At 73.9% G+C, this 21,928-nt stretch carries 21 protein-coding genes; 9 read left to right on the top strand and 12 right to left on the bottom strand.

The annotated features are described in order from the left end of the window. Positions 1 to 9 precede the first annotated feature (9 nt). From FHX78_RS05515 to map, 6 genes are all read right to left on the bottom strand, one after another. Positions 10 to 2,121, bottom strand: coding sequence for an ABC transporter ATP-binding protein (locus FHX78_RS05515; protein WP_208766179.1), 2,112 nt, complete (start codon positions 2,119 to 2,121; stop codon positions 10 to 12). Then, positions 2,118 to 2,555: a lasso peptide biosynthesis B2 protein gene (locus FHX78_RS05510; protein ID WP_145866346.1), complete on the bottom strand. Its 438-nt coding sequence runs from the start codon at positions 2,553 to 2,555 to the stop codon at positions 2,118 to 2,120. Before FHX78_RS05510 ends, FHX78_RS05515 begins: the two co-directional genes overlap by 4 nt. Beyond that, entirely contained in the window at positions 2,552 to 2,806 is a 255-nt protein-coding gene (locus tag FHX78_RS05505) for a lasso peptide biosynthesis PqqD family chaperone (protein WP_145866345.1), read from the bottom strand. Before FHX78_RS05505 ends, FHX78_RS05510 begins: the two co-directional genes overlap by 4 nt. 48 nt (positions 2,807 to 2,854) lie before the next feature. Beyond that, the gene (locus FHX78_RS05500) at positions 2,855 to 4,708 is read right to left on the bottom strand and encodes a lasso peptide isopeptide bond-forming cyclase (protein WP_145866344.1); all 1,854 of its coding nucleotides are present in this window, start codon (positions 4,706 to 4,708) and stop codon (positions 2,855 to 2,857) included. Positions 4,709 to 4,733: 25 nt separating this feature from the next. After that, on the bottom strand, positions 4,734 to 4,844 hold the full coding sequence (locus FHX78_RS05495; RefSeq protein ID WP_107056101.1) for a keywimysin-related RiPP: 111 nt from the start codon (positions 4,842 to 4,844) through the stop codon (positions 4,734 to 4,736). Between the two features lie 396 nt (positions 4,845 to 5,240). Further along, positions 5,241 to 6,017 carry a type I methionyl aminopeptidase gene (gene map / locus FHX78_RS05490; RefSeq protein WP_145866343.1) on the bottom strand — a complete coding sequence of 259 codons (777 nt, stop codon included), beginning with the start codon at positions 6,015 to 6,017 and terminating at the stop codon, positions 5,241 to 5,243. 33 nt (positions 6,018 to 6,050) lie between these two features. Here map and FHX78_RS05485 point away from each other — a divergent pair, with 33 nt between their 5' ends. The 9 genes from FHX78_RS05485 to FHX78_RS05445 all read left to right on the top strand — a co-directional run bounded on the left by FHX78_RS05485 (position 6,051) and on the right by FHX78_RS05445 (position 17,207). Next, a complete protein-coding gene (locus FHX78_RS05485; protein WP_145866342.1) occupies positions 6,051 to 6,314 on the top strand; it encodes a helix-turn-helix domain-containing protein in 264 nt (87 codons plus the stop codon). Between the two features lie 170 nt (positions 6,315 to 6,484). Continuing rightward, on the top strand, positions 6,485 to 8,326 hold the full coding sequence (locus FHX78_RS05480; RefSeq protein WP_145866341.1) for a hypothetical protein: 1,842 nt from the start codon (positions 6,485 to 6,487) through the stop codon (positions 8,324 to 8,326). Positions 8,327 to 8,500: 174 nt separating this feature from the next. Further along, the gene (locus FHX78_RS05475) at positions 8,501 to 9,343 is read left to right on the top strand and encodes a nitrilase-related carbon-nitrogen hydrolase (RefSeq protein WP_145866340.1); all 843 of its coding nucleotides are present in this window, start codon (positions 8,501 to 8,503) and stop codon (positions 9,341 to 9,343) included. Beyond that, positions 9,340 to 10,626, top strand: coding sequence for an aspartate aminotransferase family protein (locus tag FHX78_RS05470; protein WP_145866339.1), 1,287 nt, complete (start codon positions 9,340 to 9,342; stop codon positions 10,624 to 10,626). Before FHX78_RS05475 ends, FHX78_RS05470 begins: the two co-directional genes overlap by 4 nt. Positions 10,627 to 10,653: 27 nt before the next feature. Beyond that, positions 10,654 to 12,213, top strand: coding sequence for a PucR family transcriptional regulator (locus FHX78_RS05465; protein ID WP_145866338.1), 1,560 nt, complete (start codon positions 10,654 to 10,656; stop codon positions 12,211 to 12,213). 155 nt (positions 12,214 to 12,368) lie between these two features. Further along, positions 12,369 to 13,211 carry a nitrilase-related carbon-nitrogen hydrolase gene (locus FHX78_RS05460; RefSeq protein ID WP_145866337.1) on the top strand — a complete coding sequence of 281 codons (843 nt, stop codon included), beginning with the start codon at positions 12,369 to 12,371 and terminating at the stop codon, positions 13,209 to 13,211. A 31-nt stretch (positions 13,212 to 13,242) separates the two neighbouring features. Further along, positions 13,243 to 14,646, top strand: coding sequence for a dihydropyrimidinase (gene hydA / locus FHX78_RS05455; protein WP_145866336.1), 1,404 nt, complete (start codon positions 13,243 to 13,245; stop codon positions 14,644 to 14,646). Positions 14,647 to 14,657: 11 nt separating this feature from the next. Then, complete coding sequence (locus tag FHX78_RS05450; protein WP_145866335.1) at positions 14,658 to 15,659, top strand: TIGR03842 family LLM class F420-dependent oxidoreductase; 1,002 nt, start codon at positions 14,658 to 14,660, stop codon at positions 15,657 to 15,659. A 27-nt stretch (positions 15,660 to 15,686) separates the two neighbouring features. Beyond that, positions 15,687 to 17,207 (top strand): NCS1 family nucleobase:cation symporter-1, encoded by a 1,521-nt coding sequence (locus FHX78_RS05445; RefSeq protein WP_145866334.1) that lies wholly within the window; start codon positions 15,687 to 15,689, stop codon positions 17,205 to 17,207. Between the two features lie 11 nt (positions 17,208 to 17,218). On the opposite strand, the gene FHX78_RS05440 is transcribed toward FHX78_RS05445, so the two are convergent. The 6 genes from FHX78_RS05440 to crcB (FHX78_RS05415) all read right to left on the bottom strand — a co-directional run bounded on the left by FHX78_RS05440 (position 17,219) and on the right by crcB (FHX78_RS05415) (position 21,892). Next, positions 17,219 to 18,121 carry a CAP domain-containing protein gene (locus FHX78_RS05440; protein WP_145866333.1) on the bottom strand — a complete coding sequence of 301 codons (903 nt, stop codon included), beginning with the start codon at positions 18,119 to 18,121 and terminating at the stop codon, positions 17,219 to 17,221. A 407-nt stretch (positions 18,122 to 18,528) separates the two neighbouring features. Then, a complete protein-coding gene (locus tag FHX78_RS05435) occupies positions 18,529 to 19,194 on the bottom strand; it encodes a hypothetical protein (protein ID WP_145866332.1) in 666 nt (221 codons plus the stop codon). A gap of 319 nt (positions 19,195 to 19,513) precedes the next feature. Continuing rightward, positions 19,514 to 20,578, bottom strand: a complete 1,065-nt coding sequence (lplAB, locus tag FHX78_RS05430; protein WP_145866331.1) for a lipoate-protein ligase LplAB — start codon at positions 20,576 to 20,578, stop codon at positions 19,514 to 19,516. A gap of 95 nt (positions 20,579 to 20,673) precedes the next feature. Beyond that, positions 20,674 to 21,048 (bottom strand): fluoride efflux transporter CrcB, encoded by a 375-nt coding sequence (gene crcB / locus FHX78_RS05425; protein WP_145866330.1) that lies wholly within the window; start codon positions 21,046 to 21,048, stop codon positions 20,674 to 20,676. Then, positions 21,045 to 21,413 carry a DUF190 domain-containing protein gene (locus tag FHX78_RS05420; RefSeq protein WP_145866329.1) on the bottom strand — a complete coding sequence of 123 codons (369 nt, stop codon included), beginning with the start codon at positions 21,411 to 21,413 and terminating at the stop codon, positions 21,045 to 21,047. The genes crcB (FHX78_RS05425) and FHX78_RS05420 overlap by 4 nt, the downstream gene beginning before the upstream one ends. Beyond that, positions 21,410 to 21,892: a fluoride efflux transporter CrcB gene (gene crcB / locus FHX78_RS05415; RefSeq protein ID WP_145866328.1), complete on the bottom strand. Its 483-nt coding sequence runs from the start codon at positions 21,890 to 21,892 to the stop codon at positions 21,410 to 21,412. The genes FHX78_RS05420 and crcB (FHX78_RS05415) overlap by 4 nt, the downstream gene beginning before the upstream one ends. Between the last annotated feature and the right edge of the window lie 36 nt (positions 21,893 to 21,928).

Here is a 21,928-nt window from a genome sequence, read left to right as displayed (position 1 = left end):
CGGGCATGTTCAGGAAGGCGAGGGGGCGCGGCCCGCCGACCGGTCGCCGTCCGGCCGCAGCATCTGGCTCGCGGCCAGCTCGCGGTAGAGGCCACTGGAGGCCAGCAGTTCCTCGTGCCGCCCCTGACCGACCGTGCGGCCCCGGTGCAGGACGACGATGTGGTCGGCGTGCCGCACGGTGGACAGGCGGTGGGCGACGACCAGCAGGGCGCACTCCCGGGCCACGTCCCGCATCACCGAGGTCAGCGCCGCCTCGTTGATCGCGTCCAGGTGGGAGGTCGGCTCGTCGAGGAGCAGCAGTGAGGGACGGGCGAGCAGGGCACGGGCCAGCGCCACGCGCTGGCGTTCACCGCCCGACAGGGTGCTCCCGCGCTCGCCGACGAAGGCGTCCAGGCCGCCCGGCAGCCGGTCGACGACCTCATCGAGCCCCGCCAGCGCCACGACCCGCCGGAGTTCCGCCTCCGGGGCGTCGGGCACCGCGTAGGCGATGTTCTCCCGCAGGGTGCCGTGCACGACGTGGGTGTCCTGGTCCACGACGGCGATGCGGCGCCGGCACGCGTCGCGGCCGAGTTCGACGGCCGGCCGGCCGTCGAAGAGCACGGTGCCCGCGTCCGGCTCGTAGAAGCGCGCGACCAGCGCGAAGACCGTGCTCTTGCCCGCGCCCGAGGGGCCGACCAGGGCGACCTGGCGGCGCGGGGCGACGGTGAAGGACACACCGCGCAGCACCGGCCGGTCCGGGTCGTAGCCGAAGCGGACGTTGTGCAGGGCGAGCGCGGGCGGCTCGCTGCCGCGCGGCGCCTCGAGGCGGGGCCGGGTGCGGGCGGGGGCGCGGGTGGCCGGGACGGCCGGCCCGGTGTGCTCGACGGGGAGGCGCATCGCCTGCTCGATACGGCGGTGGGCGCCCATGCCCCGCTGGATCAGGCCCACCGCCTGGAACACGGACGACAGCGGCAGGACCAGGTAGGAGGCGTACAGCAGGAACGCGACGAGGTCGCCGAGGGAGCCCGTCCTGCTGCCCACGCGCAGGCCGCCCACGACCAGGACGATCAGGAAGGAGCCCTGGACGGCGAGTTCGACGGCGGGGCTCATCACGGCGGCGAGCTTCGCGGTCCGTACGCCCGCGTCGTGGGCCTCCTGCACGCGCGCGCCCACGCGGGCCGTCTCCCGCGCCTCGGCGCGGTGCACCCGGACCATCGGCAGCGCGCCGAGCGCCCGCTCCAGGTCGGCGGCGATGGCGCCGACCGCGTGCTGCATGCGCTCGGAGGCGTACCTGATCGCCTTGAGCAGCGAGGTGACGACAGCGGCGGCGACGGCCACGGTGAGCGTCACGAGGAGCAGCAGGAGCGGGTCGAGCCACGCCATGAGGACGATCGCCCCGGCGGCGACCATGCTTCCGGTGACCAGGTCGGCCAGCGCCTGGGAGACGACCTCGCGCAGCAGGGTGGCGTCGGCGGTGACCCGGGAGACGAGGTCGCCGGACCGGTGGTGGTCGTAGGCGCGCATCTCCAGCCGGAGCAGCCGGTCCACCAGGCCGAGCCGGAGCTGCCGTACGACGCCCTCGCCCATGCGCTCCAGGAGGAAGCGGCCCAGCGAGCCGGTCACCGCCTCGGCGACGAACAGCGCGCCGAGCAGGCCGAGGAGCGGCCACACCACCTGTCCGCGGGTGCTCGCGTCCACGGCGTGCCGGGCCACGAGCGGCTGGGCCAGTCCGAGCGCGGAGCCCGCGAGGGTCAGCAGGACGGCCACGGCGATGGCCCGCCGGTGCCCGGCGGTGAGGCGGTGGAGGGTGCGCAGCGCCGCCCGGGTGGAGCGGTCCTCGTCCGGGGGACCCGGCGGGGCGGCGGCACCGGCGCGTTCCGGGGCGGGGTCGTCGAGGCCGGGCGGGCCTTCGGGTGCGGTGCCGCCGGCCTTCGGGATACCGGCCGGCGTCCGGCCGCTTGGCGTGCGGCCGTTGTCCGTGCGGTCGTTCTCCGTGCGGTTGTTGTGCGTGGTGCCGTTGTCCGTGCGGTCGTTCTCCGTGCGGTTGTTGTCCGTGGTGCCGTTGTCCGTGGTGCCGGTGGGCCGGCCGAGGGGGGACGGGTCCTCGGCCGGCGGTCCGTCGGGGGTGGCGGCGTCGGTCATCGGGCCGGTGGGCGGGTGTGCGGTTCCACGGAGACCAGGCGGGCGAAGTAGCCGTCGGGGACACCCTCCCCGACCGGGCGGCCCTCCGCCTCGATCCAGGCGTGGGCGGTGAAGGGCGGCACGACACGGACCCCGGCGCACCAGGTCGGCCACGTCCCCCCGAGCCGGCACAGCAGGGCGGCCCCCAGGGACCGGGGCAGGCACCCCTTCGGCCCGGTGCAGCGCAGACTGACCGCGCACAGGGCGTCCCGCGCCGCCTGCGCCTGGACGGCGGTGGCGGGTGCCGCGCCGCGCCGCAGCACGGCCAGCACCGCGCGGATGCGGCGCGGCGGCAGCAGGGCGAGCACGACGGCGGGCACCAGGACCAGACGGGCCGCCAGGCGTTGCCCCAGCGGCACTCCGGTGGGGCGGTCCAGCGCGCTGGGCGTCGTCATGAGGCCAGCCCCGCGTCCCGCAGGCCGCCGACCAGCGCCTCGACGTCCCGCAGGGCCTGCTCCCGCTCGATGTCGAACTCGCGGACCAGGGCGGCGGCCGCGTCCGCGGCCTCGCCGCCGTCCAGCAGCGTCCGCACCACCAGCGTGGCGGTCGGATTCAACTCCCAGTAGGTCCCGGCCCGTTGATCCAGCAGTACGGTTCCGTAGTCGGTCTCGGCCGTGGAGACGTGCGCGTCGAAACGCAGGGGCATGGCATCGCCTTTCCGGGCCGCGAGGCGCTGCCGCGCGGCCGCGCGGAGCTACGGGATACGGGTGGTGCTGCGGCTGCGGGACAACCCGCGCAGCCACACCTCGGCGGCGATCGTCGAGTAGAGGATCGCGTCGGACAGACCGGGGGAGGCGGGCCGCCGGGCCAGCCGGCGCAGCTCCGCCCCGTCCACCAGGCCGAGCCGCTCCAGCCGGGAGTCCTCCCACAGCGCCAGCAGGTCGGCGCGGTTCTCGCGCAGGCCGTTGGAGGCGTCCATGGAGGCCGTGGCCTTGGTCGTCCGGCGCAGGCACGGCTCGGGGACCACCCCGCTCATCGCGGCGGTCAGCACCGGCTTGTACCGGTACGGCGTGACCCGCTCGGCCGGGCGGACGGCGAGGCACGCCTCGATGACGCGGTCGTCGAGGAAGGGCGAGGCCATCGGCAGTCCGGTGCGGGCCGCCATGTGGTCCCACTGCCGGATGACCCGGGTGGTGGAGCGGATCTGCTCCAGGTCCGCGTGCATGCCCCGGTCGGGGTGCAGGGGCGTGACCGTCGCGGCGGCGTCGAGCAGCGCCCGCCGCGCCAACCGCTCGGCGTCGGGGGTCACCCAGTCGAACAGGCGGGGCGCCATGCCCCAGCCGAGTCCCGTGGCGGCGGAGGACGTGGCCGCCGGCGCACGCAGCCCTCCGGCGGCGTCGCGGAGCCACTTCCCGTACGACCGGGTGTCGGCCAGGGCCCGGACGGTGCCGCCGAGCGGCCACTGCCACAGGGCCCGGAACCCGCGCAGCTGCCGCACGGCGTGCAGCGGACGGGTGCGCAGCATCCGGTGGTAGTACGCCTCGGAGCACCAGGCCACGTGGTCGCCGCCGATGCCGGTCAGATGGACGCGGCTGCCGCGCTCGGCGAGGCCCGGCAGGTGGTGCAGCGCCCGGGAGCGGTCCATCACGCCGATGGTGGGTTCGTCCAGGATGTCGTCGATGCCGAGCAGATCGTCGTAGACCAGCGGCGAGGCCTCGGCGTCCCAGACGACGTGGTCGACGTCCGGCAGGTGCCGGGCCGCCTGTTCGGCCCAGTACAGGTCGGTGTCCGCGGGGTCGCGTCCCGGCCAGGTGCCCGCCACCACGTGGGCGGGGGAGCGGTCGGCGAGGAAGCAGACGGAGGTGGAGTCCAGCCCGCCGGACAGGTCGCAGCTGACCACGCCGCCCCGCCGGGTCCGTGCGTCGACGGCTTCTTGGAGCGCCTCGCGGACCGGGACGGCCGCAGCGGCCAGCGGCACGACCGGTTCCGGCGGTGTCCACCAGCGGGTGTGCCGGGCGGTGCGCCCGTCCGCGGCGACGACCACCGCGTCCTGCGGGGGTACGGCGGTGACCGCGGGCCACAGGGACGTCTCGTACAGCGGGTACGGCGCGGGCCACAGCAGCCGCACGGCCAGTTCCGCGGGATCGGGGTCGAGGCCGAGGACGTCGGCCAGCAGGTCGGCCCGGGTGGCGGCGACCCGGGTGCCGGCGATCTCCGTGTGGAAGACCAGCCGGAGTCCGGAGGCCGTGCCCTGGACCCGGATCATCCCGTCGAGGGCGGCCACCAGGTGGAAGCTGCCGGGGAGGGAACGGGCCAGCGCGTCGACCTCGGCGAGGTCGCGCAACCGGGCGGCCCTGCGGCGCAGTTCGTCCGCGTCCACGGGGCAGCAGCCGATGACGGCCAGGGCGGTGTCACCGGCGCGCACGGTGACGGCCTCGTCGTCGCGCCAGTGACCGACCAGCCAGGGCCGGCCCGACGGGTGGCTCACAGTGCGGCAGCCGGGCGGGGAGAAGGAGCGGGCCACGGCGGCCGCTTCCTCACGGTCGGTGAAGACCGTGAAGTGCGCTTCGCCGGGGCCCGTCCCCGCACTCGCGTGCAGTGGTGTCATGACGTCGGGTCGGTACCGTCGTCCGTCAGTTCTTGCTCAGGATGAGGCGGTCGTTCCCGGCCCGGCCCAGGAGGCCGGTCTCCTTGCGGAACGTGCCGAGACGGACGAGGGTCGGTGCTTCGTATGCCTTCTTCATGACGCTCCTCGCGTGCTGACTGTCCGGACCGCTCCCCTCGTCGACATGCCCGGGGCCCATCCGGAGCCCGGGGCGAGGAGCGGTGCGGCACCAGCTAGCGGCAGAACCGGCCGTCAGGGCAAGAAGATCCGGGAAAGTATGACAATGTGCCAAAGGGTGGTGCTTCCACTTGTCAGCCGGGACGTTTCCGTCCAGCTCGGCGGGGCGCGCGTGCGCCGGTCGCTCGGACGGGTGTGTGAAGAAACGTTGTCACGTGGGCTTCAACTGCCGGGCTCGCCCGGCCGGCGGGCCGGATCCGAGGGGAGCGGGGAGGGGAGCCGCCGGGGCGCGCGCACGGCCCTGCCGTGCACACCACGCTCCTCCGCTTCCTCCGGGTCGAGCGGGCGGTGGACGGCGTCACCCGGCGTCCCGGGCCGTCAGTACGCGCGGTCCGCTCTCGGTGATCGCCACCGTGTGCTCCGCGTGGGCCGCCCGGGACCCGTCGTGCGTACGGAGCGTCCAGCCGTCCGGCGCCGCGTGGAACACGTCCGTGCCGCCCCCGATGACCATCGGCTCGATGGCCAGGGCCATGCCGTGCCGCAGGGGCATGCCGCGGCCCGGCCGGCCCTCGTTCGGCACGGACGGGTCCTCGTGCATGCGGCGGCCGATGCCGTGCCCCCCGAAGCCGTCCGGGATGCCGTAGCCCGCCGCGCGGCACACCGTCCCGATCGCGTGCGCGATGTCGCCGATGCGGTTGCCGACGACGGCCGCCGCGATCCCCGCCGCGAGGGCCCGCTCGGCCGTCTCGACCAGCCGTACGTCCGCCGGGCGCGGCGTGCCCACGATGAAGCTGATCGCCGAGTCCCCGACCCAGCCGCCCAGTTCGGCGCCGCAGTCGATGGAGACCAGGTCGCCGTCGCGCAGCCGGTAGGTGTCCGGGATGCCGTGGACGATCGCGTCGTTGACGGAGGCGCAGATCACGGCGGGGAACGGCGTCGGCGCGAAGGAGGGCCGGTAGCCCAGGAAGGGCGAGGACGCGCCCGCCGAGCGCAGCACGTCCCGCGCCACCTCGTCCAGCTCCAGCAGGGAAACGCCCACGCCGGCGGCCTTCCGTACGGCCGTCGGCGCGCTCGCGACGACCTGGCCCGCCTCGTACATGGCATCGATCGATGTGTCGGTCTTCAGCTCCACCATGCCAATTACTATACCGGTATTAGAATAAGGGGCATGGTGCGCACCCCCTTGACCCCCGAAGAGCGCGAACGCGGCGAACGGCTCGGCCGGCTGCTGCGCGAGGCGCGCGGCGGCCGCAGCATGACCGAGGTCGCGGCGAGCGCCGGTCTCTCCGCGGAGACCCTGCGCAAGATCGAGACCGGGCGGGCCCCGACCCCGGCGTTCTTCACCGTGGCCGCCCTGGCGAGCGCGCTCGGGCTGTCGATGGACGAGCTGGTCGGGCGCTGCGCGCCGGACACGCCGGCCGCCGCAGCCTGATCCCGTCGCGGGTGCCCGAGTTCATTGCGGGTGCGTGGGCCCGTCGCGGGTGCGTGGGCCCATCAGGGGTGCCGGGCCTGCATCCCGCCGGAAAACTCTCCGTAGCGCCGTCGTAACACGCCGGGTGTTTCCTACGGAGCTGAGATCTCCGGAGCTGGCGGGAGCGGGCTATGGAAGCGGAGCAACTCCCGGCGCCGGTCCGGGAGTTCACGGACTACCTGCGGGGGCTGCTGGTCCGCCTCGACCGGTCGGGCGGCTGGTGCGCGGTGTTCTGGCAGCGGGACCCCGACGGCATGCGGGCCTGCGTCGACGGGCGTGAGCCGCTGCCCTGGGACGTGCTGGAAGCCCTGCTCCAGGACCTCGCCGCCGGGTACGGGCCCGAGGCCGCAGCGACCGAGACGCCGAGGGCCCGCGCCCTGCACGCGGCCGCGCTGGACGCCCACGACGCCCGTCCCGGGGCCCGGGAGGCCCTGGGCGACCGGCTCGACGTCATGCTGCGCGAGCAGCGGTACGCGGCGGAGCGCCGGGCGGAGCTGATTCGCCGGCTGGCCCGTGCCGCCACCCGGGAGGAGGCCGACGCCCTCGGTGTCGACCTCGCCTGGGCCGAGGACGACCACCGGCGCGCCACGGCCAGGTGCGCGGAGATCACCGCCCGCGTGACGTCCCTCGACCGGCGCGGGCGGACGACGCCGCCGCGGACCGGCCCCCCGGCCGCTCCCGGGCGGCCGGGAGTCCACGGCGCACCACCCCGCACCCCGTTACCCGAGGGGCCCGGCCCCGCCGACCGTTCGTCTCCGGTGGGGCGGGACGGCGCCACCAGGCGTGCGCCCGGCCCCGGCAGGGGCGGGACGCCCCGCGAGGGCGACGCCATGGCGGTGCGGCATCCCGCCGGCGGGGAACCCGGGGTTGTCCGGCATCCGGGCGTGGTTGAGGATCCGGGCGTCGTCCAGGACCCGGCGGTCGACCGGGAGTCGTTCGCCGACCGCGACGTGGGCGGGGTCCGGCAGCCACGGGGGATGTGGTCCGGTGAAGGGGAAGCGCTCGGGGCCGGTGGCCGCGGTGCTGCCGCCGTACGCGAACCGGCGCCCGTGCCACCCGCGTCCGTGTCACCCGCGTCCGTGTCACCCATGCCCGTGCCGCCCGCGCCCATGTCGCCCGCGCCCGCGCCCGCCGCGCGTGGGCAGCGCAGGCGCCGGCGGGGTGGGGCCCGGTTCGCCGGCGCCGTGGACCGGGGCGAGGGTCCGGCCGTCCCGCCCCCCGCGGCCGTACCGGTCCTTCCCGCCGCCGGGCCCACCGCGCGGGGCGCGCGGTTCGCCGGAGCCGCAGGGGCGGACGCCGAGGCAGAGCCCAGGCGGGCCGAGCGGCGCGCCCCGGGCGATCCGGAGGCTCCCGCGGTCACGCCCGCCGCGCGGGGCGCGCGGTTCGCCGGGGTCGCGGAGGCGGAGGGCGAGGAGGTGGTCCCGCAGGGGCGGCGTGTCGACGCGGCGGACCGTCGGGAGGCCGCACGGGCCGTGGGGCTGCTCGCGCGGCTGCGGAGCGAGGGGCGCAGCGGGGAGGCGCACGCGTTGCTCACCGACGCCGCGTACGGGCCCGCCGCCCGGTACCCGCTGCTCGCCGACGAGATGCGGCGGGCCGGGCTGGACGCCGACTGGGCGACCCTGCTGTGGGAGGCCGCCTCGCTGCCCGCGGGCCGGCTGGTCGCCGCGGCCGACGCGCTCACCACGGCCGGCCGGGCGCGGGACGCGGAGCGGATCCTGCGGCAGGGCGTGGTCCGGCCGGCCGACGAGATCGGCCGGGCCGTGCTCGACCTGGCCGCCGAGGAGCGGCACCGCGAGGCGCGGGCGCTGCTCGACGCCTGCGTGCGCATGCGCACCCCCGAGGACGCGGCCCGCGCCACCGCCCCCGACCCGCCGCGCCTCGTCCCCCTGCTGCTCGCCGCCGCCCGGCAGGTCTCGCAGGAGCGGCACTGGGATGTGCTCCACGCCCTCCGCGTCGCCGGACTGACCACCTGACCACCCGCCCACCGCCCCGCACCCGACTCACCCACAGGGGTGTCAAACGCGATCGACTCCGCGGCCTCGGCGACGATGGTCTTGGCAAGCCCGTCCGGGAGGCTTACGTTCGTCCCTCTACGCGCCCTTTTCTACGGGCGTAGAGGCGCTGACGTCGCGTCGAAGGAGCAGCTCATGCCCAACGTCGTACGTGCCGCCCTGGTCCAGGCCACCTGGACCGGCGACACCGAGTCCATGCTGGCGAAACACGAGGCGCACGCCCGCGAGGCGGCCCGGCGGGGCGCGAAGGTCATCGGGTTCCAGGAAGTGTTCAACTCCCCCTACTTCTGCCAGGTCCAGGACCCCGCGCACTACCGCTGGGCCGAGCCCGTGCCGGACGGCCCGACCACCCGCCGGATGCGGGACCTGGCCCGCGAGACCGGCATGGTGATCGTCGTGCCGGTGTTCGAGATCGAGCAGTCCGGCTTCTACTACAACACCGCCGCCGTGATCGACGCGGACGGCTCCTACCTCGGCAAGTACCGCAAGCACCACATCCCGCAGGTCAGGGGCTTCTGGGAGAAGTTCTACTTCCGGCCCGGCAACCTCGGCTGGCCGGTCTTCGACACCGCCGTCGGCAAGGTCGGCGTCTACATCTGCTACGACCGCCACTTCCCCGAGGGCTGGCGGCAACTCGGCATCAACGGAGCCCAGTTGGTCTACAACCCGTCCGCCACCCACCGCGGCCTCTCCTCCCACCTGTGGCGGCTGGAACAGCCGGCGGCCGCCGTCGCCAACGAGTACTTCGTGGCGGCCATCAACCGCGTGGGCGTCGAGGAGTACGGGGACAACGACTTCTACGGCACCTCCTACTTCGTCGACCCGCGCGGACAGTTCGTCGGCGACACCGCCAGCGACACCGAGGAGGAACTGCTCGTCCGCGACCTCGACTTCGACCTCATCGAAGAGGTGCGGCAGACGTGGGCCTTCTACCGCGACCGCCGCCCCGACGCCTACGAAGGGCTGGTACAGCCGTGACCGACGACCTCCTCGGCCGCCACCGCGGCGTGCTCCCCGACTGGCTCGCCCTCTACTACGAGGAGCCCATCGAGATCACCCACGGCGAGGGCCGCCACGTCTGGGACTCCGCGGGCAACCGCTACCTCGACTTCTTCGGCGGCATCCTCACCACCATGACCGCCCACGCCCTGCCCGAGGTCACCAAGGCGGTGAGCGACCAGGCCGGGCGGATCCTGCACTCCTCCACCCTCTACCTCAACCGGCAGATGGTGGAACTCGCCGAGCGTATCGCCCAGTTGAGCGGCATCCCGGACGCCCGGGTCTTCTTCACCACCTCCGGCACAGAGGCCAACGACACCGCCCTGCTGCTCGCCACCACCTACCGGCGCAGCAACACGGTCCTGGCGATGCGCAACAGCTACCACGGCCGCTCCTTCAGCGCCGTCGGCATCACCGGCAACCGCGGCTGGTCCCCGACCTCGCTCTCCCCGCTCCAGACCCTGTACGTGCACGGCGGGGTGCGCACCCGCGGCCCCTTCGCCGACCTCGACGACTACGACTTCGTCGCCGCCTGCGTCGACGACCTGAAGGACCTCCTCGGCCACACCCGCCCGCCCGCCGCGCTGATCGCCGAGCCGATCCAGGGCGTCGGCGGCTTCACCTCGCCGCCCGACGGCCTGTACGCGGCGTTCCGCGAGGTGCTGCACGAGCGGGGCGTCCTGTGGATCTCCGACGAGGTGCAGACCGGCTGGGGCCGCACCGGCGAGCACTTCTGGGGCTGGCAGGCGCACGGCCGCGGTGGCCCGCCCGACATGCTGACCTTCGCCAAGGGCATCGGCAACGGCATGTCCATCGGCGGCGTGGTCGCCCGCGCCGAGATCATGAACTGCCTGGACGCCAACAGCATCTCCACCTTCGGCGGCACCCAGGTCACCATGGCGGCGGGCCTGGCCAACCTGAACTACCTGCTGGAACACGACCTCCAGGGCAACGCCCGCCGGGTCGGCGGCATGCTCATCGAGCGGCTGCGCGCCGCCGCCGCCCACGTCCCCGCCGTACGCGAGGTACGCGGACGCGGGCTGATGATCGGCATCGAGCTGACGAAGCCCGGCACCGACGAGGCCCATCCCGAGGCGGCGTCCGCCGTCCTGGAGGCGGCCCGCGCGGGCGGCCTGCTCATCGGCAAGGGCGGCGGCCACGACACCAGCGCCCTGCGCATCGCCCCGCCGCTGTCCCTGAACGTCGCGGAGGCCGAGGAGGGCGCCGCGATCCTCGAGAGCGCTCTGCGGAGCATCCCGTAGCGGTAACCGAGACAGAAGGACCCCGCCATGACCCCCTGGGAAGCCGCGGCACCGGCCCTGTCGGTCCGGCAGGTCCTCGCGCTGGAGCGGGTGCTCGCCGGGCAGCCCGAGGTGGTCGCCGGCGCCGGCCGCCTCGACCGGCCGGTGCGCTGGGTGCACGTCGCCGAGGCGGCCGACGTCGGGGTGATGCTCAGCGGCGGCGAGATGGTGCTCACCACCGGGGTGCTGCTCGCCGGGGACGAGGGCAAGCAGGCCGAGTACGTCCGCTCCCTGCACCGCGCGGAGGCCGCCGCGCTGGTCCTCGGACTCGGCCGTGCCTTCCCCTCCCCGCCGGAGGCGATGCGGCGCGTCGCGGAGCGGTGCGGACTGCCCCTGGTGGTGCTGCACCGCCCCTTTCCCTTCGCCCAGTTGACGGAGGAGGTCCAGTCCCGGCTGGTGCGGCGGAAGTTCGCCGCCGTGAGCCTCTCCGAGGCCGTCCGCACCGGCCTCACCGCCCTGATTACCGCCGGCGCCCCGCTGCAGCGCCTGCTCGACGAGGTCGCCCGGCACAGCGGCTGCCCCGTCGTCGTCGCCAACCTCGCCCACCGCGTGCTCGGCACGGCGGGGGAGCGGCCGGCCGTGGACGACGTCCTGCGCGACTGGGAGCGCGTCGCCCGGCAGGCCGGCGGCGGCGAGGGCGACGGCTGGATCCGCGCCGAACTCGGCGGGCGCGGCGAACGCTGGGGCCGGATCGTGCTGTGCGGCTACCGCGGCGACCGGGCCACCGGGCGGCTGCTCGCCGACCGCGCCGCCGAGGCACTGGTGCTGCACCGCATGCTCGGCGGCGGCACCCCCTCCTGGGAGGAGCAGTCCGCGCGGAGCCTGCTCACCGACCTGGTCGGCGGTGCCGTACCGGCCCGGCAGCTGCTGCCCCGGGCCCGCGCTGCCGGACTGCCCGTCAACCGGCGCACCTTCGTCCCGCTCGTCGTGCGCGGCCGGGAGGCGGCCCGGCTCGACCGCGTACTGCGCCTGCTGGGGCTGCCCGGCATCGTCGCCGCACTCGACGGCACGGCGACCGCCGTCCTGCTCAGCCTCGCCGGCGACCAGGACGCCGACGCGCTCGCCGCGCACTTCGCGGCCCGGCTGCGCGCCGAACCCGGCGCCGGCCCGGTGGTGGTGGCGGGCGCCGGACCGCGCACCTCCTTCGACGAGGTGCCCGCCGGGCTGCGCGAGGCCCGGCACGTCGCGGACGCCGTGGCGGACTGTGCCGCCGCCCTCGACCTGCCGCTGGTGGTCCGGCTCCGGGACGTCCATCTGCGCGGGCTGATCCGGCTGTTGCGGGACGACCCCGAGGTGCAGTCCTTCGCGGAGCGGGAGCTGGACGGGCTGCTGTGCGCGCCCGGCGAGGACCTGCTGCCGGTGCTGCGCACCTATCTCGCCACCGGCCGCAACAAGTCCCGCACCGCGCAGCTCCACCACGTCTCCCGGCCCGCCCTGTACCGCCGGCTGGAGGCGATACAGACCCGGCTCGGCGTGGACCTCGACGACTTCGAACAGGCCGCCTCCGTGCACATCGCGCTCCTCGCGCACGACGCGCAACAGCGCTGAAACAAGCGACCACCTGCGACAACGGCGGTGAAACATGGGCTCGTCGACGGATGACACGGTGGCACGCCGCACCCCCGCGGACGTGACACGGTGCACCTCACCGCGCGCTCGTCCCCTCCCTAGGCTCGCCGCACACCGAGCGAGCGGAGGTCCCGATGAGCCGAGTGATCCGTGCCGCCGTCTTCCAGACCGCCTGGACCGGCGACAAGGAGTCGATGATCCAGGTCCACGAGCAGGCCGCCCGCGACGCGGCTGCCCAGGGCGCCCAAGTGCTGTGCTTCCAGGAGCTGTTCTACGGACCGTACTTCTGCCAGGTCCAGGACCCGGCCTTCTACGCGTACGCCGAGCGCGTCCCCGACGGTCCGGTCGTCCGGCGTTTCCAGGCACTCGCGGAAGAGCTGGGACTCGTCCTGGTCCTGCCGATGTACGAGGAGGAACAGCCCGGCGTCCTCTACAACACCGCCGCCGTGATCGACGCGGACGGCTCCTACCTCGGCAAGTACCGCAAGACCCACATCCCGCAGGTCAAAGGCTTCTGGGAGAAGTTCTACTTCCGGCCCGGGAACAGCGGCTGGCCCGTCTTCGACACCGCCGTCGGCAAGGTCGGCGTCTACATCTGCTACGACCGCCACTTCCCCGAGGGCTGGCGGGCGCTGGGCCTCGCCGGCGCCGAACTCGTCTTCAACCCCTCCGCCACCTCGCGCGGACTGTCCGGCTACCTCTGGCAGCTGGAGCAGCCGGCGGCGGCCGTCGCCAACGAGTACTTCGTCGGCGCCATCAACCGGGTCGGCGTCGAGGAGTACGGCGACAACGACTTCTACGGCACGAGCTACTTCGTCGACCCGGAGGCGCGGTTCGTCGGCGAGCCGGCGAGCGACAAGGAGACCGAACTCGTCGTCCGCGACCTCGACCTGGCGAAACTGCGCGAGGTCCGCGACCGCTGGCAGTTCTACCGCGACCGCGCCCCCGGCGCCTACGGGCCGCTGACCGCCCCCTGACAGCACCGAGCACGCGAGGAGAGGGAGCACCATGAGCAGCCGTACCGTCATCCGTGGCGGCCTCGTCGTCACCGCCTCCGACGAGATCCACGCCGACGTCCTGATCGAGGACGGCCGCATCGCCGCCCTCGCCGCCTCCCCCACCCCGGCCGCCGCGGCCTTCACCGCCGACCGGACCATCGACGCCACCGGGAAGTACGTCATCCCGGGCGGCGTCGACGCCCACACCCACATGGAGCTGCCCTTCGGCGGCACCTTCGCCTCCGACACCTTCGAGACCGGCACCCGGGCCGCCGCCTGGGGCGGCACCACCACCATCGTGGACTTCGCCGTACAGAGCGTCGGACACTCCCTGCGCCACGGCCTGGACGCCTGGCACGCCAAGGCCGAGGGCAACTGCGCCATCGACTACGGCTTCCACATGATCGTCTCCGATGTGAACCAGGAGACGCTCAAGGAGATGGACCTGCTGGTCGAGGAGGGCGTGACCAGCTTCAAGCAGTTCATGGCCTACCCGGGGGTCTTCTACTCCGACGACGGCCAGATCCTGCGCGCCATGCAGCGCTCCGCCGGGAACGGCGGGCTGATCATGATGCACGCCGAGAACGGCATCGCCATCGACGTGCTCGTGGAGCAGGCCCTCGCCCGCGGCGAGACCGACCCCCGCTTCCACGGCGAGGTCCGCAAGGCCCTCCTCGAAGCCGAGGCCACCCACCGCGCCATCCGGCTCGCCCAGGTCGCGGGCGCCCCGCTGTACGTGGTGCACGTGTCCGCGACCGAGGCGGTCGCCGAACTCACCCGGGCCCGCGACGAGGGCCTGAACGTCTTCGGCGAGACCTGCCCGCAGTACCTGTTCCTGTCCACCGACAACCTCGCCGAGCCGGACTTCGAGGGCGCCAAGTACGTGTGCAGCACCCCGCTCAGGCCGAAGGAGCACCAGGCGGCGCTGTGGCGGGGGCTGCGCACCAACGACCTCCAGGTGGTCTCCACCGACCACTGCCCCTTCTGCTTCACCGGCCAGAAGGAACTCGGCCGCGGCGACTTCTCCAGGATCCCCAACGGTCTGCCGGGCGTGGAGAACCGCATGGACCTGCTCCACCAGGCCGTCCTCGACGGGCACATCTCCCGCCGCCGCTGGATCGAGATCGCCTGCGCCACCCCGGCCCGGATGTTCGGCCTCTACCCGAAGAAGGGCACCCTCGCGCCCGGCGCCGACGCCGACGTCGTCATCTACGACCCGCACGCCGAGCAGGTCCTCTCCGCCGAGACCCACCACATGAACGTCGACTACTCGGCCTACGAGGGCAGGCGGATCACCGGCCGGGTCGAGACGGTCCTCTCGCGCGGCGTGCCCGTCATCACCGAGCGGGAGTACACCGGGCGCGCCGGACACGGCGTCTACACCCCGCGGTCCACCTGCCAGTACCTCACCTAGGAGCGCCGCCCATGGACTTCGGACTCGTCCTGCAGACCGACCCGCCGGCCTCGCGGGTCGTCAGCCTGATGAAGCGCGCCGAGCGCAACGGCTTCACCCACGGCTGGACCTTCGACTCCGCCGTGCTGTGGCAGGAACCCTTCGTGATCTACAGCCAGATCCTGGCGAACACCACGAGACTGAAGGTCGGTCCGATGGTGACCAACCCCGGCACCCGCACCTGGGAGGTCACCGCCTCCACCTTCGCCACCCTCAACGACATGTTCGGCAACCGCACCGTCTGCGGCATCGGCCGCGGCGACTCCGCGATGCGCGTCGCCGGACGCAGACCCAACACCCTGGCCCGCCTCGGCGAGGCGATCGACGTGATCCGCGACCTCGCCGAGGGGCGGGAGGCGGAGGTCGACGGACAGCCGTTGCGGATCCCGTGGATCGAGGGCGGGAAGCTGCCCGTCTGGATGGCGGCGTACGGGCCGAAGGCGCTCGCCCTCGCCGGGCGGAAGGCCGACGGCTTCATCCTCCAGCTCGCCGACCCGTACCTCACCGAGTGGATGGTGAAGGCCGTCCGCGCGGCGGCCGTGGAGGCGGGCCGCGACCCGGCCTCGGTCACCATCTGCGTCGCCGCCCCCGCGTACGTCGGCGACGACCTGGCGCACGCGCGTGAGCAGTGCCGCTGGTTCGGCGGCATGGTCGGCAACCACGTCGCCGACCTGGTCGCCCGCTACGGCGAGCACTCCGGCATGGTCCCCGAGGCGCTCACGGAGTACATCAAGGAACGCCACGGCTACGACTACAGCCACCACGGCCGGGCCGGAAACCCCTCCACCGACTTCGTGCCCGACGAGATCGTCGACCGGTTCTGCCTGCTCGGGCCGGCCGAGGCGCACATCGAGAAGCTGAAGGCACTGCGCGACCTGGGCGTGGACCAGTTCGCCGTGTACGACATGCACGACGCGCAGGAGACGACGATCGACGCGTACGGCGCGGAGATCATCCCGGCACTCAGCCGCTGACCGGTTCCTCCGCCGAAAGGCACGCCCATGACCGCGACCGTCCCGCCCACGCCGTCCGACGATCCCATACCCGACCCGGCGGGACGCGTCGAGCTCCCGCCCGGTGCCACCCTCACCGACAGCCGCTTCGTCAACGACGACCTCCTGCCGGTGCCGCTCGCCCGCCGCCGCTGGACCACGTACAACTTCACCGCCCTGTGGGTGGGGATGGCGCACAACATCCCCTCCTGGCTCCTCGCCTCCGGTCTCGTCGCGCTGGGCATGGACTGGAAGCAGGCCGTCCTCACCATCGCGCTCGCCAACGTCATCGTGCTCGCGCCGATGCTGCTGACCGGTCACGCCGGCCCCAAGTACGGCATCCCCTTCCCGGTGCTGGCCCGCGCCTCGTTCGGGCTGCGCGGCGCCAACCTGCCGGCGATGATCCGGGCCGGGGTGGCCTGCGCCTGGTTCGGCATCCAGACGTGGATCGGCGGTCAGGGCATCTTCGTGCTGCTCGGCAAGGTGTTCGGCGGCTGGGCCGAGGCGGCGGAGGTCGGCGGCCAGCCGTGGACGCTGTGGGTGTGCTTCGTGCTGTTCTGGGCCCTCGAACTGGCCATCATCCACCGGGGCATGGAGACACTGCGCCGGTTCGAGAACTGGGCCGCGCCGTTCGTCATCGTGGGCGCGCTGGTGCTGCTGGCCTGGATCGGGCACAAGGCGGGCGGCCTCGGGCCGCTGCTCGACCAGCCGTCGCGGCTCGGCTGGGGCGCCGACTTCTGGCCGGTGTTCTTCCCCTCCCTCATGGGGATGATCGCCTTCTGGTCGACCCTGAGCCTGAACATCCCCGACTTCACCCGCTTCGGCGCGGGCCAGCGCGCCCAAATCTGGGGGCAGACCCTCGGACTGCCCACCACCATGACCCTGTTCGCGCTGCTGTCGGTGTTCGTCACCTCCGGCTCGCAGGCGGTGTACGGGGCCCCGGTGTGGGACCCCGTCGCGCTCGCCGCCCGGACCGACAACGTCTTCGGGCTGCTCTTCGCCCTGGTGACGGTGCTCGTCGCCACCATCTCGGTGAACATCGCGGCGAACGTGGTCTCACCGGCGTACGACCTGGCGAACCTGGCGCCGCGCCTGATCAGCTTCCGCACCGGCGCGCTGATCACCGGTGTGGTCGGCGTGCTGATCATGCCGTGGAAGCTCACCGAGACGCCCGAGCTGTACATCTTCACCTGGCTGGGCCTGGTCGGTGGGCTGCTCGGCACCGTCGCCGGGATCCTCATCGCCGACTACTGGCTGGTCCGCCGCACGGTCCTGGACCTGCCCGGCCTCTACACGCCCGGCGGACGCTACTGGTACACCTCCGGCTGGAACCTGCGGGCCGTCGCCGCGTTCCTGCTCGGCGGGGTGCTCGCGGTGGGCGGCTCCCACTCGGCCCCGGGGAAGGGTCCCTTCCCCGAGGACGGGCTCATCCCCTTCCTGAAGCCCCTCGCGGACTACGGCTGGGCGGTGGGCCTGGCGGCCTCGCTCGTGGTCTACGCCGCGCTGATGGCGGGCCACCGGCGCGGCTGAGCGTACGGCTCCTACCGTGCCGCGCCGAAGTCCTGGGTCCAGTAGCCGCCGGGCTGCGCGAGACCGACGCCGATCTCCTTGAACGCGCAGTTGAGGATGTTCTCCTTGTGGCCGGGGCTGGACATCCAGCCGGCCATCGCCTGCTCGGGAGTGGAGTAGCCGTAGGCGACGTTCTCGCCGTAGGTGCTCCACGCGTAGCCGGCGCGGGTGATGCGGTCGCCGGGCGAGGAGCCGTCCGAGCCGGTGTGGGACATGCTGCCGCTGGCCGCCATGTCCTCGCTGTGCTTCTGCGCGGCCTCGGTCAGGGCGGAGTTCACCTTCACCGGGGCGCAGCCGACCCGGCCGCGCTCGTCGTTGACGAGTTCCACGACCCGGGCGACGGCCGAGGAGGCCTGGGTGCCGCCCGTCGCGGCGGGGCTCGACGCACCGGCGGTGGCTTCGGGGGCGGCCGTGCTGGGCTCGGGCGCGGCGGTGGTGGGCTTCGGGGCCGCGGTGGTCGGTTTCGGGGCCGCGGTGGTCGCCTTGGGGGCCGTCGTGGCGGGCCGGGGGGTGGAGGTCTTGGGAGCCGTCTTCTTCGGCTTGTGGGACTGCTTGTGCGAGGGCTTCCGCGACGGCTCGCCGCTGTCGGGAGCGGCCGTCCCACCGGTCTTCGAAGGGCTCGCGGTGGCGGTCGGCGTGTCCGTCGGTACGGGCGTGGGCTCACCGTGCTGCTGGCTGCTCCACCGGCTGTACCAGTCGGGGCCGCCCCAGCTGTACTCGGTCGCGTCCGCGCGGGCGGCGCTGCGTTCCTGCCGTTCCCCTCCGCCGGGCCAGTCCGTGCAGGCCATGGCGACGGAGGGGACGCCTATGACGCCGATGGCGACCGCCGCGACGACCGTCCGCCGGTACTGCTGCTGATGACGATGCTTTCCCATGCCTGACCTCACCCCTGCTGTCCGGAGGCTCGTCATTCTTGGGACGGCCCGGCACCGGGCGCAAAGGGCCCCACTACTAAGCCGCCTCGTAGCGACCGGGGGGTCTTGCGGCGGGTGGCGCGGCGTGCAGACCTGCCGGTGGCCGACCGCGCGGGGTGTCTGCCGCCGCGTCAGAAACCGTCGGACGGCGACGAAGCCCCGACGCGTGCGTCCCGGGCGGATCACCACCCTCCCCGGCCCGCCCCGCGTGCACGGCAAGACGGACAAGTCGCCCATGTCGCCGGTGCGGCTCCTACTAAGCGACCCGCACAGATCGCCGGTGCGGTGTGAGGGATGTCACGGAACCATCGATTCCGGATCGGTGCCGGGGTCCGCTGCCCACCCTTGACGGGGGTGCGGGCCGCCGGTCAGCCCTTGCCGTCCGCCAGGGCCGCGACCGCCTCCTTGGCGGCCTTGATGGCACCCTTGTTGATCTCGTCCGTGTCCGGCGCCTTCTTCGACTCGAAGTCGCTTCCGTTGTACGTGACGATCACCAGCGCGTTGGAGGCGCGGGCCACCACCACACCCTCACGGGTCTGCTGCTTGTCCTCGGTGGTCAGGTTCACCACGGAGTAGGCCTCGTCACCGAGCCCGGGGACGGCGCCCCCGCCGCTCTTCTCCTCCACCCGCCCCGCGTACGACTGCTCAGCCGCCTCGTCCGACGCCAGCACCTCGTAGGACACGTCGAGCCAGCGGTACTCGTATCCCTTGAGCGCGTTCCACGAACAGGTGCGGCGCAGCTCGGCGTCGGTGGACGGGATCTCCTTGCCGGCCGACTTGGCGCCGGGCACCAGGGACTTGACGGTCTTTTCGGCGACGCTGTCACAGGGCGCGGGCGCCGCCGCGTACGTCTTCGCCACCTGGGTCTCCGACGGGGCGGACGCGGACCGCGTACCCGTCTTCTCGGTCGGGTCCTTCTCGGCGGCCTGCGGCGTGGCCGACGGACCGGACGTCAGGGCCCAGCCCGCGGCGGCGAGTACGACCACGGGGGACAGGCGCGCGGTCAGGGCGATCGGCAGAGGCAAGGAACGCACGGCGCACTTCTCGTGGGGGACGGTGCGGAAGGAGTCCGCACTGCGGACGGGACGCCAGTGTCACACGCATCGTGGTGGGGCGGAAGGGCCAACTCGCTCCGTGCCCGCGCGGTGACGCAGACGTGGCCGACGGTCACGGCCCCACGGTCACGCCCGGCCCGGGCCGCCCCGGTGACGGCGGCCACCGCGCCCAACTGGTCGCGTACACCCGCGAGTCGGGGCCGGTGACGGCGCGCGGTCCGTGGTGTCGCGCGACGCCGTGACCCCCGGCCTGCGGGCGGCCGTCCGCAGGCCGGCCGCCGGGGCCGCGCCTCCCCGTTCAGGGGACCCGGGCGATCCACTCCGGGGAGGTGAACTTCGTCCGGACCAGCTCCTCCGCACGGGCGAGTTCCCCGTCCGTCACCTTGCCGTCGGCCAGGCCGTACCGGGCGCGGAACGAGTCGATCATCCGCTCGATGACGGCCTCCCGCGGCAGCCCGGTCTGCCGGCGCAGCGGATCCACCCGCTTCTTCGCGCTCCGGGTGCCCTTGTCGGACACCTTCTCCCGCCCGATGCGCAGCACCTGGAGCATCTTGTCGGCGTCGATGTCGTACGCCATGGTCACGTGGTGCAGCACCGCGCCGGGGGCGCCGTCCGGGCCCACGATCCGCTTCTGCGCGGCCCCCGCGATCTTGCCCTGGTCGGTGGCGATGTCGTTGAGCGGCTGGTACCAGGCCCTGATCCCCATCTCGCCGAGCGCGCCGAGCACCCAGTCGTCGAGATAGGCGTAACTGTCCTGGAAGGACAGCCCCTGCACCAGCGACTCCGGCACCGACAGCGAGTACGTGATGGTGTTGCCCGGCTCCACGAACATGGCGCCGCCGCCGGAGATCCGGCGCACCACCTCGATGCCGTGCCGCTCGGCGCCCCCGGGGTCGACCTCGTTGCGCAGTGACTGGAAACTGCCGATGATCACCGCCGGGGCGCCCCACTCCCACACCCGCAGCGTCGGCGGGCGGCGGCCCGCGGCGACCTCGGCGGTCAGCACCTCGTCCAGCGCCATGTGCAGCGCGGGGGCCTGCGGGCCCTCGTGGATCAGCTGCCAGTCGTAGTCGGTCCAGTCGGTGGCGTGCGCGAGCGCCCGGCGCACCGCGACGCCGACGCCCTCCGAGGTCAGCCCGTACATCACGGTCCCCTCGGGAAGGGCCGCGTCGATCCGGGCGGCGAGTCCTGCCGCGTCGGTGCCGGCGGGGGCGCCCTCCAGGGCGCGGTTCACGGCGTCCAGCGCCTCGTCCGGTTCGAGGAAGAAGTCGCCCGCCACCCGCGCGCGGCGCAGCACGCCGTCCTCCACGTCCACGTCCACGACGACCAGCTTGCCGCCGGGGACCTTGTACTCACCGTGCACCGCTCCGCCTTTCCCCGCTGCCGTGGACGGGAACACCGGCGGGGACGGGGATGTTCCCCATCCCCACCGGGACGCGCCCGGGACCGTCCCGGGGCTCAGGTCCAGAGCGCCCGGGCGATACCGGCGCCGCCGAACGCGGCACCCACCCCGGCGACGACGCTCGCGGCGACGTTGACGGCGGCGAAGAGCCGCGCGCCGGTCCCGGCCAGCCGCAGGGTCTCGTAGGAGAAGGTGGAGTAGGTGGTTAGCGCCCCGCAGAACCCGGTGCCGACCAGCAGCCGCACCGAGTCGGAGGCGGCGCCGTAGGAGACCGCGCCGGTGAGGACGCCGAGGACCAGGCAGCCGACGACGTTCACGGTGAAGGTGCCCCACGGGAAGAGCGTGTCGTGCCTGGCCTGGACCGCGCGGTCGGTCAGGTACCGCAACGGCGCCCCGACCGCGGCGCCGGCGACGACGAGCAGCCAGTTCACGCCTTCTCCTCCTCGCCCCGCTGTTCCCCGCCCCGGCCCACGTAGCGGATGACCTCGCACTCGTCGAGGATCACCAGGCCCTCGGTGACCAGCTCGTCCAGCTCGGGCAGGAAGGCGCGGACCCGCTCCTCGCTGTCGACGACGACGACGGCCACCGGCAGGTCCTCGCTCATCGACAGCAGCCGCGTGGTGTGCACGAGGGAGGAGGCGCCGAAGCCCTCGATGCCGCGGAAGACACTGGCCCCCGCCAGACCGGCCCGGTGCGCCCGGTGGACGATCTCGCTGAACAGCGGCCGGTGACGGTAGGTGTCGTTCTCCCCGACGAAGACGGTCACGCGTAGTGCGGTGCCGTGCAGCCGTGTCACTTCCGCCTCCGTGGGATCAGCCGGCGCGTGCCCTCCGCGGCGCACCACACCGCCGCGAGGGCGGCCAGGACGGTGGCCGCCAGATAGGCCGCACCGGTGCGGGCATGGCCGTCCGCGACCAGGCGCTGGACGTCGACGGCGTACGTGGAGAAGGTGGTGAAGCCGCCCAGGACGCCGGTGCCGAAGAAGGGCCGCACCAGCCGGTGCGCGGCCCACACCTCCGTGACGACCACCATGAAGACGCCGATGACCGCGCATCCGGCCGCGTTGACCGCCAGCGTGGTCCAGGGGAAGCTGCCGGGGGCGGTGGGCCACAGGAGGGACGCCCCGTAGCGGGCCGAGGCCCCGATGGCGCCGCCGGCCGCGACGACGGCGACCACGGGCGCCTGCGCCCGTGCGGCCTCGCGGCGCCGGGCGGTCGGTGCCGGGGCGACGCCGGGGCCCGCGGGTCCGGCGATCCGGTCGCGTGGTGTGGTCATGGCGGTGCGTCTCCTACTTGTGTCCTCGTCCGGGCG

Source organism: Streptomyces capillispiralis, assembly GCF_007829875.1.
Lineage (GTDB): Bacteria > Actinomycetota > Actinomycetes > Streptomycetales > Streptomycetaceae > Streptomyces > Streptomyces capillispiralis.
Note: the sequence above shows the minus strand (reverse complement) of the source record. Positions and strands in the feature narration are given on the sequence as shown.

Bases quoted from the DNA above. Each gene is read 5' to 3' on its own strand.
- FHX78_RS05515 (WP_208766179.1), bottom strand. From the start codon at position 2,121: ATGACCGACGCCGCCACCCCCGACGGACCGCCGGCCGAGGACCCGTCC.
- FHX78_RS05510 (WP_145866346.1), bottom strand. From the start codon at position 2,555: ATGACGACGCCCAGCGCGCTGGACCGCCCCACCGGAGTGCCGCTGGGG.
- FHX78_RS05505 (WP_145866345.1), bottom strand. From the start codon at position 2,806: ATGCCCCTGCGTTTCGACGCGCACGTCTCCACGGCCGAGACCGACTAC.
- FHX78_RS05500 (WP_145866344.1), bottom strand. From the start codon at position 4,708: ATGACACCACTGCACGCGAGTGCGGGGACGGGCCCCGGCGAAGCGCAC.
- FHX78_RS05495 (WP_107056101.1), bottom strand. From the start codon at position 4,844: ATGAAGAAGGCATACGAAGCACCGACCCTCGTCCGTCTCGGCACGTTC.
- map (WP_145866343.1), bottom strand. From the start codon at position 6,017: ATGGTGGAGCTGAAGACCGACACATCGATCGATGCCATGTACGAGGCG.
- FHX78_RS05485 (WP_145866342.1), top strand. From the start codon at position 6,051: ATGGTGCGCACCCCCTTGACCCCCGAAGAGCGCGAACGCGGCGAACGG.
- FHX78_RS05480 (WP_145866341.1), top strand. From the start codon at position 6,485: ATGGAAGCGGAGCAACTCCCGGCGCCGGTCCGGGAGTTCACGGACTAC.
- FHX78_RS05475 (WP_145866340.1), top strand. From the start codon at position 8,501: ATGCCCAACGTCGTACGTGCCGCCCTGGTCCAGGCCACCTGGACCGGC.
- FHX78_RS05465 (WP_145866338.1), top strand. From the start codon at position 10,654: ATGACCCCCTGGGAAGCCGCGGCACCGGCCCTGTCGGTCCGGCAGGTC.
- FHX78_RS05460 (WP_145866337.1), top strand. From the start codon at position 12,369: ATGAGCCGAGTGATCCGTGCCGCCGTCTTCCAGACCGCCTGGACCGGC.
- hydA (WP_145866336.1), top strand. From the start codon at position 13,243: ATGAGCAGCCGTACCGTCATCCGTGGCGGCCTCGTCGTCACCGCCTCC.
- FHX78_RS05450 (WP_145866335.1), top strand. From the start codon at position 14,658: ATGGACTTCGGACTCGTCCTGCAGACCGACCCGCCGGCCTCGCGGGTC.
- FHX78_RS05445 (WP_145866334.1), top strand. From the start codon at position 15,687: ATGACCGCGACCGTCCCGCCCACGCCGTCCGACGATCCCATACCCGAC.
- FHX78_RS05440 (WP_145866333.1), bottom strand. From the start codon at position 18,121: ATGGGAAAGCATCGTCATCAGCAGCAGTACCGGCGGACGGTCGTCGCG.
- crcB (WP_145866328.1), bottom strand. From the start codon at position 21,892: ATGACCACACCACGCGACCGGATCGCCGGACCCGCGGGCCCCGGCGTC.